The organism is Paraburkholderia sp., assembly GCF_035948235.1.
Lineage (GTDB): Bacteria > Pseudomonadota > Gammaproteobacteria > Burkholderiales > Burkholderiaceae > Paraburkholderia.
This window is the reverse complement of record NZ_DASZJJ010000166.1, coordinates 13,901-29,625: the sequence shown is the minus strand read 5'-3', so window position 1 is coordinate 29,625 and position 15,725 is coordinate 13,901. Positions and strand designations below refer to the sequence as shown.

Here is a 15,725-nt window from a genome sequence, read left to right as displayed (position 1 = left end):
AGGGCTGCATCGACCGGCACGATATCGACGTCCAATCCGAGCGAGCGCAGCGCCGAGTAATACTCGAACGCGAAGCGCGGATAGTGAAAGTCCGCGCCCTGCGGATGAATCTCGAAGAGCCACTTCGCTTCGTAGTCGTAGACGAGCGCAACCTTCGAGCGGATCGCAGCGTTGGCGTCGGCGTTCGCGGCGAGCACCGCGCGAATCTCGTCCGCAACCTGCGCCGCTTCGTTGCCGCCCACATCGAGCCGGTTATCGGGCGTATTCAAACCAGCGTGCATCTGCTCCTGCGCAAACGGCGCCTGGCGCCAACGGAAATACGACACGCAACCCGCGCCGTGCGCGAACGCCTCCCAACTCCATAGCCGCACCATGCCGGGCAGCGGCGCCGGATTCCACTGTGCCCAGTTCACAGGACCGGGCTGCTGCTCCATCACCCAGAACGGCAGCTTCGACATACCGCGGTACACGTCATGATTGAACGAGGCGAAGTCGGGATGCCCGCTGCGCAACCAGCGCGCTTTCACGTCCGGCGCAAACCACTGCTCTTCGAGCGCGCCGAGCGGATAGCTGTCCCACGCGGCGACATCGAGATCGGCCGCCACCTTGTAGTGATCGAACTCGGTAAAGAGCTGCATGAAGTTGTGCGCGACCGGCCGCCCCGGCGAATGCGCGCGGATGATCTCGACCTGCATGCGGTTGTAGCGCGCCACTTCGTCGGAGGCGAAGCGCCGGTAATCGAGCCGGTGCGACGGATGCGCTTCGGTGACGGTCGCCACCGGCGCGTCGATCTCGTCGAAGCTGCGGTACTCCATGCTCCAGAACACCGTGCCCCACGCCGTATTCAGCGCGCCGATGCTGCCGTAGCGATCGGCGAGCCACGCGCGAAAGCGTTTTACTGCGGACTCCGAATAACTGACCACCGTGTTGTGGCAGCCATATTCGTTATCGGTCTGCCAATAGGCGACGGCGGGGTGCTGCCCGTAGCGTTGCGCAACCGCTGTGCAGATGCGCTGCGAGGCTTCGAACCAGGCGGGCGAGGAGAAATCGTAGTGCCGTCGCGAGCCAAACGCGCGCGGGCGGCCATCGGCGCCGACCGGCAGAATCTCCGGATGACGGTCGATCAGCCATTTGGGCGGCGTTGCCGTTGGCGTGCACATCACCACCTTGAGACCGGCCTCGCCGAGCGTGTCGATCGCGCGATCGAGCCAGCCCCAGTCGTATTCGCCGGGCGACGGTTCGATGCGGCTCCACGCGAATTCGGCGATACGGACCTGTTCGATGCCGAGCGCCTTCATGCGCGCGGCGTCGTCCTTCCACATCGCTTCGGGCCAGTGCTCCGGGTAATAGCAGACTCCAAGACGCATGCCTGTGTCCTCGTTCAAGGGGTTACGCGCGTTGCGCGGCGGATTCAAAGGGTTGCGCGTCGAGCGGCGCGAGTGCAAAGCCGTCGGGCGCGAACAGATGACATTGCGCGGCCTGAGCGCGGAACTGCGCCGTGTCGCCCGGTGCGAAATGCGCGTCGCCGGGGGCTTTGGCGATTAATACCGTACCGCCCGGCTGATCGAGATGCACGTAGCTGTGTTCGCCGAGGGCTTCCACCAGCGTGACCTTGCGTGCGAGTGTGAGCGATTCGCCGGGCCGCGCAGCGTTGCCTGCTTCGGTGATCAACTCCAGATGCTCGGGCCGCACGCCGAACGTGACAGCCGTGCCGGCCGCGAGCGCGCTGCCTTGCAAGGGAAGTCGCATGGTTTCGCCGGTACCGTCGAGCGTGACGCTCACGCCTTGCGCATCGACGCCCTTCACGGTGGCAGGCAGAAAATTCATACGCGGCGAACCGATAAAGCCTGCCACAAAGCGGCTAGCGGGCCGGTGATAGAGTTCGAGCGGCGCGCCTACCTGGGCGATGCTGCCATACAGTTCGGTATCCTTACCGCTATGCAGAAGGACGATCTTGTCGGCGAGCGTCATCGCCTCGATCTGGTCGTGGGTCACATAGACCACGCTCGCTTCGGCAAACTGCTTGTGCAGCCGCGCGATTTCGATGCGGGTCTGGCCGCGCAGCGTGGCGTCCAGATTCGAAAGCGGTTCGTCGAACAGGAACACGCCGGGTTCGCGCACGATCGCGCGGCCAATCGCGACGCGCTGGCGCTGGCCGCCCGAGAGCGCTTTCGGATGACGCTCCAGCAGCGCTTCCAGCTGCAGAATGCGCGCCGCCTCACGCACCTTGCGATCGATATCCGCCTTGGGCGTTTTCGCGAGCTTCAGGCCGAAGGCCATGTTCTCGTACACCGTCATGTGAGGGAACAGCGCGTAGCTCTGAAACACCATTGCCACGCCGCGCTGCGCGGCCGGCACGTCGTTCACGAGCTTGCCGCCAATCGATACATCGCCGTCGCTCACGTCTTCGAGGCCGGCGATCATGCGCAAGAGGGTGGATTTGCCGCAACCCGAAGGCCCGAGAAATACGCAGAACTCGTTCTTGCCGATCTCCAGATCGACATTGCGTATCACCGGCGCGTTGTCGCCGTAGGCCTTCTGCACACCTCGCAAGGAAATGCTCGCCATTCGTCCCGTCTCCGTGTTCTAATCGGCGCGACGCTTGAGATTAAGCGCTTAATCAGGCAACCCGAAAAAAACGATCGTGGGCGCGATCGCGGTGTGCCTGATGCGGTGTCTCCGATTTCGTTGGATTAATTGCGTTACCTCGTGGGCGAGTGCAACGCTGGAATGCGAGGCCAATGGTGCCGCTGCCTGAGCCAATCAGGCAAATGTTGAAATGCATTCCCAAATATTGAGATGGCGAGACGCGATGCCCACGACGCCCACCCCCACACCTTCATCGGCCCCAACATTGGCTGAAGTCGCCCGTCACGCGGGCGTCACGCCCGCGACGGTCTCGAACGTGCTGCGCAACCGTGGTCGCGTCGGCGAGGCTACGCGGCAGCGCGTGCTTGCAGCGATCGAAGCGCTCGGTTATCGGCCTCATTTGCCGGCGCGCGCGCTCGCGGAAGGGCGCGCGCCCACCATCGCGCTGATGGTGGCCAGCATCGCCAATCCGTTCTATCCCGAGTTCGCGCTGGCGGTGGAAAACGCGCTGCGCAGCAGCGGTCAATTCCTCATCATCTGCAATACCGATGGCGATCCGCACACCGGCCGCGCTTACCTCGAACAGATTGCGGGCACGCTTTCAGCAGGCGTGCTGGTGATGAACGCCAACCTCGATTTCGACGATCTGCGGCTCACGCAATTGCGCGGTGCGCCGGTGGTGCTGTGCATGTGGGAAAGACCACTTGAACCGCCGGGCCTGCCATGCGTGGCCGTGGACTTTCATCTCGCGGGAGAGCTGGCCGCGCGGCATCTGATCGAACTGGGGCATCGGCGCATTGGCGCGATTGTGGGGAGCAAGGCTTATGGCATTCACGCCGCGCGCTACGATGGCTTCGTGACGGCGATGCAAGCGGCGGGGCTCGACGCGAAGGCCGCGCCGACGATCCACGCGATCGACACCACGCAGGGCGGCTACGCCGCGGCGCGCGAACTGCTCACGCGCCACCCCGATCTCACCGCGCTGTTCACCACCAACGATCTGCCCGCGCTGGGCGCGATGCAGGCGGCCGCCGATCTCGGCTTCGAAGTGCCACACCAGCTTTCGGTGGTCGGCATTACGGATATCCAGTTGGCAAGCGAGTCGCGGCCTGCATTGACGACGGTCGCGGTGCCAACCGTCGAAGCGGCGGAGCTGGGCGTGGCCTTGCTGCGCGAATTGATTGCCAGCGCCGGGAAAAAGAGCGGGCAGGGCGAGCGCGACGCGAAGGTCTGCGTGGCGTCGCCGCCGCATCTGGTTGTGCGCGCATCGACTGCGCCGGCTCCCCACTAACGTCAATACGGCGCTTCAGGCCGCGTCGAACGTCATCTTCTCGATCTGGCGCACGACTTCCTCGCGCATCTCGGCCGACATATCCTGATAGCCGAGCAGGTCGGAAATCCACAGGCCGTCGGCGGCCAGGCGGCAGATCATCAAGCGTGCGGCTTCTTCCAGCGGCAGCGGATCGGGGCGCGTCCACTTGCGCATGGGCGCGCCGTAACGTTCGCGAATTTCCGGATCGGTCATCATCGCGGCCACCAGCACGCGCAGCACATTGGTGCTGGCGGCAGGACTCATTTCGTCGATGCTCGAATGCAGATAGGCACGCGCCCGCGCGCCGCCCGTGTTGTCGCTTTCGGCCGCGAGACGCGCTTCCATCTGGCGCTCGAAACGTTCGAGCGTCTGCTCGAACAAAGCGTCAAGGAGTCCTTGCTTGTTGGCGAAGTGATATTGCAGCGCACCCTTGGTCACGCCCGCGCGCTCCGCCACGGCATCGAGCGTGACGGAGGGCACGCCCTGATCCGTGGCGATGTCGGAAGCCGCCTGCAGCAGTTGTGCGCGCACCTGAACCGGCGCCTTCTTGCGGCGTGTCCCAGAGGCGGGAGCGGCGGATGCCGCCCCGATTTCCGGCGCATTGGGCGGCGTGTGCTGGATGGCCTGGTTTTGCGCGTCTGGCGGCAGGGCCTCGGCGTGGCCAGCCGCGTCGGCTGGGGCTTTGGCGGAAGTGTTCTTCATGACCGGATCTTACCATTGCGGGCGTCGGCGCTAAACATTCCGTCCGGATGGTATTATTCGCGCCATGAAGAAATCCGACCTGCCATTCGCGGCGCTGCTCGACGCCGCTATCGTCCGGGGACGCGATGCACTCGCGCGCCGGCAACAGCCCGAAGGGAGCTGGTGTTTCGAGCTTGAATCCGATGCGACGATCACCGCTGAATACATCCTCATGATGCATTTCATGGCGAAGATCGATACCGTTCGCCAGGAAAAGATGGCGCGCTACCTGCGCGCGATCCAGCGCCTCGAAACGCACGGCGCGTGGGATCTGTACGTGGACGGCGCGCCCGATGTGTCGGCCAGCGTGAAGGCTTATTTCGCGCTCAAGGCTGCAGGCGACAAGGAAACCGCGCCGCACATGGTGCGCGCGCGCGAAGCCATCCTGAAGCTGGGCGGGGCCGCGAAATCCAACGTGTTCACGCGCATCCTGCTGGCGACGTTCGGCCAGGTGCCGTGGCGCGCCACGCCGTTCATGCCCATCGAGTTCGTGTTGTTCCCCAAGTGGGTGCCGATCTCGATGTACAAGGTCGCCTACTGGGCGCGCACGACGATGGTGCCGCTGCTGGTGCTGTGCTCGCTCAAGGCGCGCGCGAAGAACCCGCATAACGTGTCGATCGCCGAGTTGTTCGTTACGCCGCCTGAACAGGAGCGCGAGTATTTCGCGCGTGGCAAAGGCGTGCGGCGCGCCTTTCTGGCCATGGACCGCCTGCTGCGCCATGTCGATCCGCTGATTCCGGGCGCGCTGCGCAAGCGCGCGATCAAGCACGCCGAAGCCTGGTGCGCCGAGCGCATGAATGGCGAAGACGGCATGGGCGGCATCTTTCCGCCCATCGTCTATAGCTACCAGATGATGGAAGTGCTTGGGTATCCTGAAGATCATCCGCTGCGCCGCGATTGCGAAAACGCGCTGGAAAAGCTGCTGGTAGAGCGACCGGATGGCAGCGTGTATTGCCAGCCGTGCCTTTCGCCGGTGTGGGATACGGCGTGGAGCACGATGGCGCTGGAGCAGGCGCTGACGGTACCCGACGCGCCCGCAGAGGCAGCGCAGGAAACGAACATCCCGCGCGCCGAACTGGAACAAAAGATTGCGCTGGCCTACGACTGGCTCGCGGAGCGCCAGGTGGACGACATCAAGGGCGACTGGATCGAGAACGTCAAGCCCGACGTGCCGCCGGGCGGCTGGGCTTTTCAGTACGAGAACCCGTATTACCCGGATATCGACGACAGCGCCGTAGTGGTGGCGATGCTGCATCGCCGTGGCCGTCTGCAGAAGCAGGTCACCGGCGCGGACCCGTACGCCGCGCGCGTGACGCTGGCGCTCGACTGGATGCGCGGCCTGCAATCGCGTAATGGCGGCTTTGCCGCCTTCGATGCGGATTGCGACCGCCTCTATCTGAACGCGATTCCGTTTGCGGACCACGGCGCGCTGCTCGATCCGCCGACCGAAGACGTGTCGGGCCGCGTGCTGCTGTGTTTCGGCGTGACGGGCCGCGAAGAGGACAAGGCGTCGCTCGCGCGCTGTATCGACTACATCAAGACGACGCAGCGTCCCGATGGCAGTTGGTGGGGCCGCTGGGGCACCAACTACATCTATGGCACCTGGAGCGTGCTGGCGGGCCTGGCGCTGGCCGGCGAAGATCCGTCGCAGCCGTATATCGCGCGTGCGCTTGCGTGGCTGCGTGCGCGCCAGCATGCCGACGGCGGCTGGGGTGAGACCAACGACAGCTATATCGACGCGAATCTCGCAGGCACCAACGACGGCGAAAGCGTGTCGAATTTCACGGCATGGGCGCTGCTCGCGCAAATGGCGTTTGGCGATTTCGAATCGGAATCGGTGCAGCGCGGCATCGCCTATCTGCTTTCGGTGCAGGACGGCGAAGGCTTCTGGTGGCACCGCTCGCACAATGCGCCGGGTTTCCCGCGCATCTATTACCTCAAGTATCACGGCTATACGGCGTATTTCCCGCTCTGGGCACTGTCGCGTTATCGCCGGCTGGTGAGCGCCGCACAGGCGAATCCGGTCCCAACGGCGAAGGCCGAGGCGCTGCCCGCCTGATCATTGCGTGTCTGGAACGCCACCCTTTGCGGTGGCGTTTTTTACGCGATAAATAATTCGAATAACTAATCAATATTGCGAGAAGCGACATTAATAAACGCTTTCAGAATAATTGCGTTATTAATTTGAAAGCGATGTAATCATCAGCCGAAAGCCGCAATAAAAATCGTTAACAAAGCCTAATTGTTCCGTGAAAAGTGTCGATAAAGCGCAGGAGTGCGTCGACAACCGGCGCATCGTTGCCGGTGTAAGGAAGAAGCACGGGCAAGAAACACGAGGTAAGGAACCCAGGGCGAGGAACATGAACGGTTTGCTGCAGACGATACGCTTCAAGATCATCGCGGCGATGGCGCTTTGCGTCGCCATCATCGCGCTCATCGGCGCATATAGCGCATCGACAATTTCAGGACTGAATCAAACCGTACTCGATGAATATTCCGGCACGGTCGTGCCGATTCGCGATCTGGGAGACGTGCGCGCCTGGGCGATCGATTCGCGGCTGCAACTGAGCCGCATCGCATTGGGCCGCGATCCGCAGAAGACCCGCGCGGCGGCTCAGGCGGCAGACCAGGATCTCGTACAACTGGCCAAAGCGTGGGCCGACTATTATCCGGCGCGCGTGAGTAACGCCAACGAACGCGCCATCGCAGACAAGATCGACGCGGCGATGGGACCGTTCCGCGATTCAGCGAGCCAGAGCCTGCAGCGCTTCAATGCGGGCGATTTCGACGGTGGCCAGCAACTCGAAGTCGAGCACGCGGCGCTCGCGCAAAACCTGCTCGACCTCGTGAATCAGGACATCGCCGTCAATGACGATGAAGCCCGGGAGTTTTCCGCCGATTCGGAACGTCACGCGCACACGGCGTTGATCGTGGCCGTCGTGCTGATCCTGGCGGGTCTGGCGGTTGCTTTCGCGGCGTCGGTGTTCCTGCTGCGCGTCATCATGCGCCCGCTCAACGGTGCAATCGGCGTGGCCAATACGATCGCGAACGGCTGCCTGGAAAGCGAGATCGACGCGAGTGCGGGCGGTGAATTCGGCGAACTGCTGCGTGCGCTCAAGCGCATGGACGGGCAACTGGCGGGCATCGTGCGCGGCATCCAGCATTCGACCGAATCCGTGGCACTGGCGGCACGTGAAATCGCCGCCGGCAACCTCGATCTTTCGGCGCGCACTGAAGAGCAGGCCGCGTCGCTGGAGCAAACGGCGGCGAGCATGACCGAAATCACCGAAACCGTGAAGCAGAATGCCGACAACGCGCGCGCGGCCAATGGTCTCGCGGGCGACGCCAACAATCTGGCCAGCGGCGGCGACGCGGCGGTGCGCGAAATGGTCGGCACGATCCAGCAGATCAGCGGCAGCTCGCACAAGATTTCGGAAATCACGGGCGTGATCGAAGGCATCGCATTCCAGACCAATATTCTTGCGCTCAACGCGGCGGTCGAGGCAGCCCGCGCGGGCGAGCAGGGCCGCGGCTTCGCCGTGGTTGCGAGCGAAGTGCGCAGCCTCGCGCAGCGCTCGGCCACGGCGGCGCGCGAAATCAAGGAACTCATCACCTCGTCGGTGACGATGATCGAAGGCGGTGCGCAGCAGGCTGGACGGGGGAGCGACGCGATGGGGCAGGTGCGCGAGGCGATCAAGCGCGTCTCGGACATCGTCTCCGAAATCTCCTCCGCTTCGGAGGAACAGAGCAAAGGGATCGAACAGGTCAGCCAGGCCGTCACGCAGATGGACGAAGTCACCCAGCAGAACGCCGCGCTCGTTGAGGAGGCCGCCGCCGCCGCACAATCGCTCGAACAACAGGCGGATACGCTCAAGCGCGCGGTGGGCGTGTTCAGCTTCGCACAGGCAGCGCGCCAGGCCTTCGCGGTCGCGCCGCCCGCGCAGCAGGCCCGGCCAGCCTACGTTTGAAGCCGGTTTAAATGCAACCAGGGTAGGCCCCGTTCAAGCTTCGCCGCGCTTTGCCGATATCAGGACTGAGGCAGGTATGAAATCGCGCGCGAAGCAAAGGTTCAGCGAACGGGGACGGATCGCGCAGCTTTCAAACTCGCCCCAGAGCGTAAGACAACGCAATTCATCAGACAAAATTCATGAAGACGATGCAACCAGGCGTTGACGAACGCACCACGCTGACCAGCAACAACCGCTTAGAACTCCTGCTGTTTCGTCTGGGCGAGGCGCGTCCGGGCGCTGGGCGCGGTTTGTATGGCATCAACGTGTTCAAGATCCGCGAGATCGTCACGATGCCCGAAGTCACGCCGATTGCCGGTTCGCCCGCCCATCTGGTAGGCGCCGTGGATATTCGTGGGCAGATCATTCCCGTGATCGATATTGCTTCGCTGATCGGCTCGCCGTCGGACAAGCGTCCGCCGATTTTGCTGATTACCGAGTTTTCGCGCGGTACACAGGCATTTGCGGTGGACGAGGTGGAGGACATCATCCGCCTCGAATGGAAGGAAGTGCTGAGCGCGGAATCGAGCGGCACCTCGGGTTACGTGACGGGTATTGCGCGTATCGACGCGGGCGAGGGCAAGACGCGGCTCGCGCAGGTGCTCGACGTCGAGCAGGTCATGCGCGATGTGTTCCCCGAGCAGCACGAGGACGTCAAGCCGGAAGCGGTGGGCGACGCGCTGCGCACGGAAGGCGGCCGTATTCTGGCCGCTGACGATTCGGGTTTCGCGCGCGCGCTGCTGGGTCAGGCGCTCACGGCACTCGACGCGCCGCACGTGATCGCGTCGAACGGCGAAATGGCGTGGCAGATGCTGCTCAAGATTGCCGAAGAAGCTGCGAATGAGAACGTGCCGGTGCGCGAAAAGATTTCGCTCGTCATCACCGACCTCGAAATGCCGGAAATGGACGGCTTCATGCTCACGCGCAAGATCAAGGCCGACGCGCGTCTGAAACATATTCCCGTCATCATTCACTCCTCGCTCACGGGCGCGGCGAATGAAACGCATGCGCGCAATGCCGGCGCCAACGGCTATGTGACGAAGTTCGCGCCGGCGGAATTGTCCGCTGCGATCCGCAAGGCACTGGCCGCTTGAGTACAACGCTTGAGTACACCGCTTGAGTACACCAATCAGCACCCGCATGGGCACGCTGAATCAATAACTAAAACCACACGCTATCAAGAACAAAAACGGTTCTCTCGGGTTCCGGGCGCGTGCAGCATAGCCCCGGAACCGCTCCGCACCGGCCTTATGGCCGGTTTTTTTCGTCTGTTGAAAGTGTCAGAGTCAGGCGCAGCGCGCGCGTGGCTGCCTTAAAATGGGTGCCCCCTTGTTGACGTCACCGGATGTCCTCGGGCCTTACGTCATGCTTTCGCGTGGCGACGCCAATCACGGAGCCAACCCAATGTCCGCAGAATCGAAAGCGCATCCCGCATCCCGCGAAGTCTGGCTGATCCGCCACGGCGAAACCGAATGGAGTCGCAGCGGGCAGCACACGGGCCGCACGGATATCGGCCTCACGGATCGTGGCCGCGAGCAGGCGCGCGCGCTGGCCAAACCGCTCGCTGCGCAACACTTCGACGCGGTGCTCGCCAGCCCCATGTCGCGCGCTATCGACACCTGCAAGCTGGCCGGACTGGGCGATCGCGTGAAAATTTCGGCCGATCTGCACGAGTGGAATTACGGCGTCTACGAAGGGCGCAAGACCGCGGATATTCGTCAGACCGAGCCCGACTGGAGCGTGTGGCATTCGGCGATCCCGGAAGGCGAAAATCTCGCGCAGATCGAAACGCGTGCACGCGGCGTGGTCGATGGCCTGCTGACGATGCTGGGCGATGAGTCGGGCGAGGGCGGCCGCATCGCCGTGTTTTCGCATGCGCATTTTCTGCGCGTGCTGGCGGGCTGCTGGATCGGCGATTCGGCGGCGCTGGGCGCGCATCTCTACCTTGATACGGCGTCAGTGAGCATTCTGGGCTTCGACCGCGAAAGCCGCGCGATTCGCCGCTGGAATGCCAAACCGGAAGGCTGCGAGTAAGTTCAATAGCAACAATCGAACTTTTCATAGCAGAACAAAATCGTTCAGCGCGGCGTGTAAATCCCGAAAGATGGTGTGATTGCCACTTTCCACGGAACACGACCATGAGCCAGAACGCCCCTGCCGCCGACGACATCAAGTTCGCCTACTGGGTGCCCAATGTGAGCGGCGGACTCGTCGTGAGCAAGATCGAGCAGCGCACCGACTGGAGCCTCGAATACAACCAGAAGCTCGCGCGCACCGCCGAGGCCGCGGGCTTCGACTACGCGCTTAGCCAGATCCGCTTCACTGCCGGCTATGGCGCGCAGTATCAGCACGAATCTGTTTCGTTCAGCCAGGCATTGTTGCATGCCACCGAAAAACTCAAGGTGATTGCCGCAATTCTGCCGGGACCGTGGCATCCGGCCGTGGTGGCGAAGCAGCTTGCGACCATCGACCATATTTCGAACGGACGCATCGCCATTAACGTGGTAAGCGGCTGGTTCAAGGATGAATTCACATCGATTGGCGAGCCGTGGCTTGAGCACGATGAGCGTTATCGCCGCTCGAATGAATTTATCCGCGCGATTCGTGGCATCTGGACCGAGGACGATTTCACGTTCAAGGGCGATTTCTACCGCTTCAACAATTACACGCTCAGCCCGAAGCCGCTGCAAAAACCGCATCCGGAGATCTTTCAGGGCGGGAGTTCGCGCGCCGCTCGCGACAATGCCGCGAGCGTGTCCGACTGGTACTTTACGAATGGCAACACGGTTGAAAATCTCAAGGCGCAGATCGACGATATCCGCGCCAAGGCGGCGCAGAACAACCACAAGGTGCGCATCGGCGTGAATGCCTTTGTGATCGCGCGCGATACCGAGGAAGAAGCGCGCGCCGTACTCGACGACATCGTGCGCAACGCGCATGTGGAAGCCGTGCAGGCGTTCGGCCACGCCGCGAAGGAAGCGGGCAAGGCCTCGCCCGAAGGCGAGGGCAACTGGGCGAAGTCCACCTTCGAGGATCTCGTGCAGTACAACGACGGCTTCCGCACGAACCTGATCGGCACGCCTTTGCAGATCGCGCAGCGCATCGTCGCGCTCAAGGCGATCGGCGTCGATCTGGTGCTGGCGGGCTTCCTGCATTTCATCGAGGAAGTCGAATATTTCGGCAAAAAGGTGTTGCCGCTCGTGCGCGAACTGGAGCGCGAGCGCGAAGCGCAACCGGCCTAAGTCCTCACGGGCCGTTTATGCACGCTGGCGTTCCTGCGCCAGCACATCGCGCTTCACGTCGCCAGCTTGCGAGCGCGCGCCGAGAAACATCAGCACGATGACTGCGCACAACAAAGTGATTGCCGCGAGCCCCTGCAACACGGTGCCGAACGCATCTGCATAGGCGTGCTGCAAGGTTGTTGCGCCCGCAACGGGTAGCCACGCCGCGGCCTGTGCCAGATCGCCGCTTGCGAGCCGCGCGGCGGCTTCGGCGAGTGTGGCGTGATCGCCGGGCACGCGCTGCGCCAGATGCGTGGCTGTGAGCGCGGCCAGCACGGCGTTGACGGTGGCGAGCGCCACGCCTTCGCCTGCCACGCGCGTCGTGCTGAAGATACCCGTAGCCATGCCCGCGCGCTCTTTCGGCACGACGCTAACCGATAAACCATCCATCAAGCCCCAGGGCAGAGCCGCGCCGATGCCGATCACCACAAGCGGCGCGATCGCCGCGTAAGGCCCAGCGCGCAGCGCCACGGCAAGCCACAGCAGACCAGCAGCGGCCAGCACCAGACCCGCCGCGCACACCACACCCATCGACAACCAGCGTGTGAGCAGCGCAGCCACGAAAGGCACCACCAGCATCGGCGCGGAGAGCGCGACCATGAGAAAGCCCGCATCGATTTCGCGCAGCCCGTCCACGCCGATCATGCGCAGCGGCAGCACCACGAGCAGCACGATATAGCAGTAGCAGGTGGCGATCGGCAGCACTTGCACGCCTACGAAACGCGGATAGCGAAACAGCGAGAGATCGAGCATGGGCCGCGCGTTGCGCGTTTCCACCACGACGAAGGCGCAGGCAAGCGCCGCGCTCGCGGCAAGCAATGCGAGCACGAGCGCACTGGTCCAGCCATGCACGGGTGCCTCGATTACGCCGAAGGTGAAGCTCGATAGCGCAAGCGTGAAAGTGAGTGTGCCTGGCCAGTCGATGCCGCGCGCGTGCGGGTCGCGCGATTCGCGCAGATAGCGCGTGCCGAACACGAGCGAAAGCGTGCAGGCGAGGGCGCCGCTCAGGAAGATCGCGCGCCAGCTCGCGTATTCGATCAACACCCCGGCGATCAGCGGGCCGAACGCCAGGCCCAGACCGAAGGTCGCGCCGAGCGCGCCGAAGGCCCGCGTGCGTGCATGGCCTTCGAACTCCTGCGCGAGCGCCGCCGTGCCGCCTGCGAGCGCGGCGGCCGCTGCCGCCCCTTGCGCCGCACGCAACAGATCGACGGCGAGCAACGTGGGCGCGCAGGCGAGCGCCAGCGAACACAGCACGAAGCCAGCGAGTCCGCAGATGAACACGCGCTTGCGGCCATACAGATCGGCTAGCGCGCCCGCCGCCATCAACAGGCTGCCAAAGCTCAGCATGAAGGCATTGGTGATCCAGTTCAGCGCGGTGGGATCGGCGAGTTTTTCTGCGGCGCCCAGGCCACCCAGCGCGCGGCCGATCGCGGGCGTGGCCACCGCGCCGCCGGAAAACGCGAGCGGCAGCGCCAGCGCCGCCACACAGACGGCTGCGAGAATGGCGAAGCGGCGTCGTGTGTCTGAATCGCTATGGTGGATGGGGCGGCTTGCGTCGATTTCGGAACGATCCATCGTGACTCCTGGGGACGCAGGAACAAACGCCCGCGCCGATGAACGTGGCGCGCAGCAAGCGCGCCCCTGAAGCGACGAACGATAATGCCGATGCGCCGCCTGAAAAACAGGCTGGCGCTCCGAACATTGCGGAATCGAATTCCCGGATCGACAGCGAAAATAGCGGATATGGACAATCTCAACGCAATCGTTGCCTTCGTGCGCGTCGCGCAGGCGCTGAGCTTCGTGGCGGCGGGGCGCTCGCTGGGCATATCGGCGTCGGCGGTCGGCAAGGCCATTGCGAAGCTGGAGGCGTCGCTGGGCGTGCGGCTCTTTCACCGCACCACGCGCAAGATCGCGCTCACCGCGGAAGGGCGGCTGTTCTACGAGCGCTGCAGTCATATTCTCGCGGAACTGAGCGATGCCCAGGCCGTGCTCACCCAGTCCGCGCAGACGCCGCGCGGGTGCTTGCGCGTGAGTCTGCCTGCGATCGGCTATCGCTTCCTGCTGCCCGCGCTGCCGGACTTCGCCGCGCGCTATCCCGAGATCGAACTCGATCTCGACTTCAACGACCGCATGGTGGATGTGATCGAGGGCGGCTTCGACGCCGTGATCCGCAGCGGCGCGTTAAGCGATTCGAGCCTCGTGGCGCGGCGTCTTGGGCCGTTTCGCCATGTCTTGTGCGCCTCGCCCGATTATCTGGCGCGAGCGGGCACGCCGCGCACGCTCGCCGATCTCGCTGCCCACGCGTGCGTGCGCTATCGCTTTCCGGATACCGGCAAACTGCAGCTTTGGGAACTCGCGACGCACGGCGAGGCGCTGCCCACCCTGCGCAGCACGCTCGTCTGCAACAACATGGAAGCGCTGATGCAGTCGGTGGTGGCGGGCTTCGGCATCGGCTATATGCCGGACTTTCTCGTGCGCGACGCGCTGGCGGACGGCACGATCGAAAGCGTACTCGATGCGTACGCAACGAGCGTCGGCCAGTTTTCGATTGTCTGGCCGTCCAGCCGCCATCCGTCGCCACGGCTGCGCGCTTTCGTCGATTTCATGTGCGTGAGGCTGTTCGAGGCGGCGCGCGCTCAGGAGGCGCGCGCCCTGAACACCGCCGCGCTCAATGCGGCAGCGGCTTCTTGATCGGATCGTGCTCGCCTGCGATGGCGAATACGAGGATCTGCGCCGGCTCCGTCTTGCTGGCGTTGCGCGCGAGGATGTGATGCGCGCCGGGCGGCTCGTACCACGCTTCGCCGGGGCCGTAGACGCGGGCGGGCGAGCCTTCTAGCTGCGATTCGATATGGCCTTGCGTCACATACGCGAAGATCGAACCCGGATGCATATGCGGCTCGGAATTCTGCCCTGGCGCGAACGTCACGGTGGCGATCAGCACGTTCTTGCCGGGCGCCTCGGGAATTGCCTGCTTGAGCACGGGGGCGATTTTCTCGCCAGCGGCTGCCGGGTCGTCCATATCGTGTGCCAGTGCGTGGCCCGCGCCACATAACGCGGCCATGCTGCAGGCCGCCACGGCGGCCCGCACGAGTGTCGAGCGTAGCGTCATGGCGTGCTCCTTAAGCGGGCAGCTTGCGGAAGGCGATCGCGAAGCGATTCCAGCTATTGATCGCGTTGATGAGCAGCGTCAGGTCGACGAGTTCTGCTTCGCTGAAATGCGGCTGCACGGCTTCCCATACGGCGTCGGGCACGTGATCCTGCGAGACCAGCGTGAGCGCTTCGGTCCAGGCCAGCGCGGCGCGTTCGCGTTCCGTGAAGAAAGGCGTTTCGCGCCAGACCACTACGGTTGCGAGACGGCGCTCGGTTTCGCCGCCCTTGCGCGCATCGCTCACATGCATGTCCACGCAGTAAGCGCAGCCGTTGATCTGCGAGGCGCGCAGGCGCACGAGTTCGGCCAGCGGCTTTTCGATGCTGCTTTTCTCGATGCGTTCTTCGAGGGCGAGCAGAGCCTTGATGGCGGGCGGGTTGGCGCGGTAGAAGTCCAGACGCTGTTGCATGATGGTTCCTTGGGGCGGTGAGTGCGCCGGGTGGCGCGATGGAATGCATAGTAGGCGCAGATGCGGCTATGCCAAATGACCACTCTACGGCTATTTGAGGTAGCCACTTTTCGACCGCTTTTGATGTACTTTCCGCCCGCAACAAGCTTCTGGCCCTGTAAGGTGCGCGGCGCGGGGAGCGGGAATCCGGTAGAATCCGCGCTTTCGTCCGTCCAGGCCGCGCTCGCATCGCCGATGC

Annotated in this window: 12 protein-coding genes and 1 pseudogene; 7 read left to right on the top strand and 6 right to left on the bottom strand. The window is 63.8% G+C overall.

What is annotated here, in order from left to right; genetic code table 11:
• Together VG320_RS14785 and VG320_RS14780 are read right to left on the bottom strand one after the other, a co-directional pair.
• Positions 1-1,367 (bottom strand): beta-galactosidase (locus VG320_RS14785; RefSeq protein ID WP_327200849.1); only part of this gene is annotated, 1,367 nt, incomplete at its 3' end.
• Positions 1,368-1,389: 22 nt separating this feature from the next.
• Complete coding sequence (locus tag VG320_RS14780) at positions 1,390-2,568, bottom strand: sn-glycerol-3-phosphate ABC transporter ATP-binding protein UgpC (RefSeq protein WP_327200846.1); 1,179 nt, start codon at positions 2,566-2,568, stop codon at positions 1,390-1,392.
• A gap of 244 nt (positions 2,569-2,812) precedes the next feature.
• Between VG320_RS14780 and VG320_RS14775 the strand changes: the two genes are divergently transcribed.
• Positions 2,813-3,880, top strand: coding sequence for a LacI family DNA-binding transcriptional regulator (locus tag VG320_RS14775; RefSeq protein ID WP_327200845.1), 1,068 nt, complete (start codon positions 2,813-2,815; stop codon positions 3,878-3,880).
• 15 nt (positions 3,881-3,895) lie between these two features.
• Here the strand turns inward: VG320_RS14775 and VG320_RS14770 are convergent, their stop codons facing one another.
• Positions 3,896-4,603 (bottom strand): TetR/AcrR family transcriptional regulator, encoded by a 708-nt coding sequence (locus tag VG320_RS14770; RefSeq protein ID WP_327200844.1) that lies wholly within the window; start codon positions 4,601-4,603, stop codon positions 3,896-3,898.
• A 52-nt stretch (positions 4,604-4,655) separates the two neighbouring features.
• On the opposite strand from VG320_RS14770, the gene shc reads away from it, so the two are divergent.
• From shc to sfnG, 5 genes are all read left to right on the top strand, one after another.
• Entirely contained in the window at positions 4,656-6,701 is a 2,046-nt protein-coding gene (shc, locus tag VG320_RS14765) for a squalene--hopene cyclase (protein ID WP_327200848.1), read from the top strand.
• 301 nt (positions 6,702-7,002) lie between these two features.
• Complete coding sequence (locus VG320_RS14760) at positions 7,003-8,610, top strand: methyl-accepting chemotaxis protein (RefSeq protein WP_327200843.1); 1,608 nt, start codon at positions 7,003-7,005, stop codon at positions 8,608-8,610.
• 179 nt (positions 8,611-8,789) lie between these two features.
• Positions 8,790-9,743 carry a chemotaxis protein gene (locus VG320_RS14755; RefSeq protein ID WP_167068506.1) on the top strand — a complete coding sequence of 318 codons (954 nt, stop codon included), beginning with the start codon at positions 8,790-8,792 and terminating at the stop codon, positions 9,741-9,743.
• A gap of 310 nt (positions 9,744-10,053) precedes the next feature.
• Complete coding sequence (locus VG320_RS14750) at positions 10,054-10,683, top strand: histidine phosphatase family protein (RefSeq protein ID WP_327200842.1); 630 nt, start codon at positions 10,054-10,056, stop codon at positions 10,681-10,683.
• Positions 10,684-10,787: 104 nt separating this feature from the next.
• Positions 10,788-11,891, top strand: coding sequence for a dimethylsulfone monooxygenase SfnG (gene sfnG / locus VG320_RS14745; protein WP_327200841.1), 1,104 nt, complete (start codon positions 10,788-10,790; stop codon positions 11,889-11,891).
• Positions 11,892-11,906: 15 nt separating this feature from the next.
• On the opposite strand, the gene VG320_RS14740 is transcribed toward sfnG, so the two are convergent.
• Positions 11,907-13,505: an MFS transporter gene (locus VG320_RS14740; protein WP_327200840.1), complete on the bottom strand. Its 1,599-nt coding sequence runs from the start codon at positions 13,503-13,505 to the stop codon at positions 11,907-11,909.
• Between the two features lie 168 nt (positions 13,506-13,673).
• Here VG320_RS14740 and VG320_RS14735 point away from each other — a divergent pair.
• Positions 13,674-14,555 (top strand): annotated as a pseudogene (locus tag VG320_RS14735) (LysR family transcriptional regulator); the annotation flags it as partial.
• A 43-nt stretch (positions 14,556-14,598) separates the two neighbouring features.
• On the opposite strand, the gene VG320_RS14730 reads toward VG320_RS14735, so the two are convergent.
• Positions 14,599-15,039, bottom strand: coding sequence for a cupin domain-containing protein (locus tag VG320_RS14730; protein WP_414696047.1), 441 nt, complete (start codon positions 15,037-15,039; stop codon positions 14,599-14,601).
• Positions 15,040-15,049: 10 nt separating this feature from the next.
• Positions 15,050-15,487 (bottom strand): carboxymuconolactone decarboxylase family protein, encoded by a 438-nt coding sequence (locus VG320_RS14725; RefSeq protein ID WP_327200839.1) that lies wholly within the window; start codon positions 15,485-15,487, stop codon positions 15,050-15,052.
• Positions 15,488-15,725 lie beyond the last annotated feature (238 nt).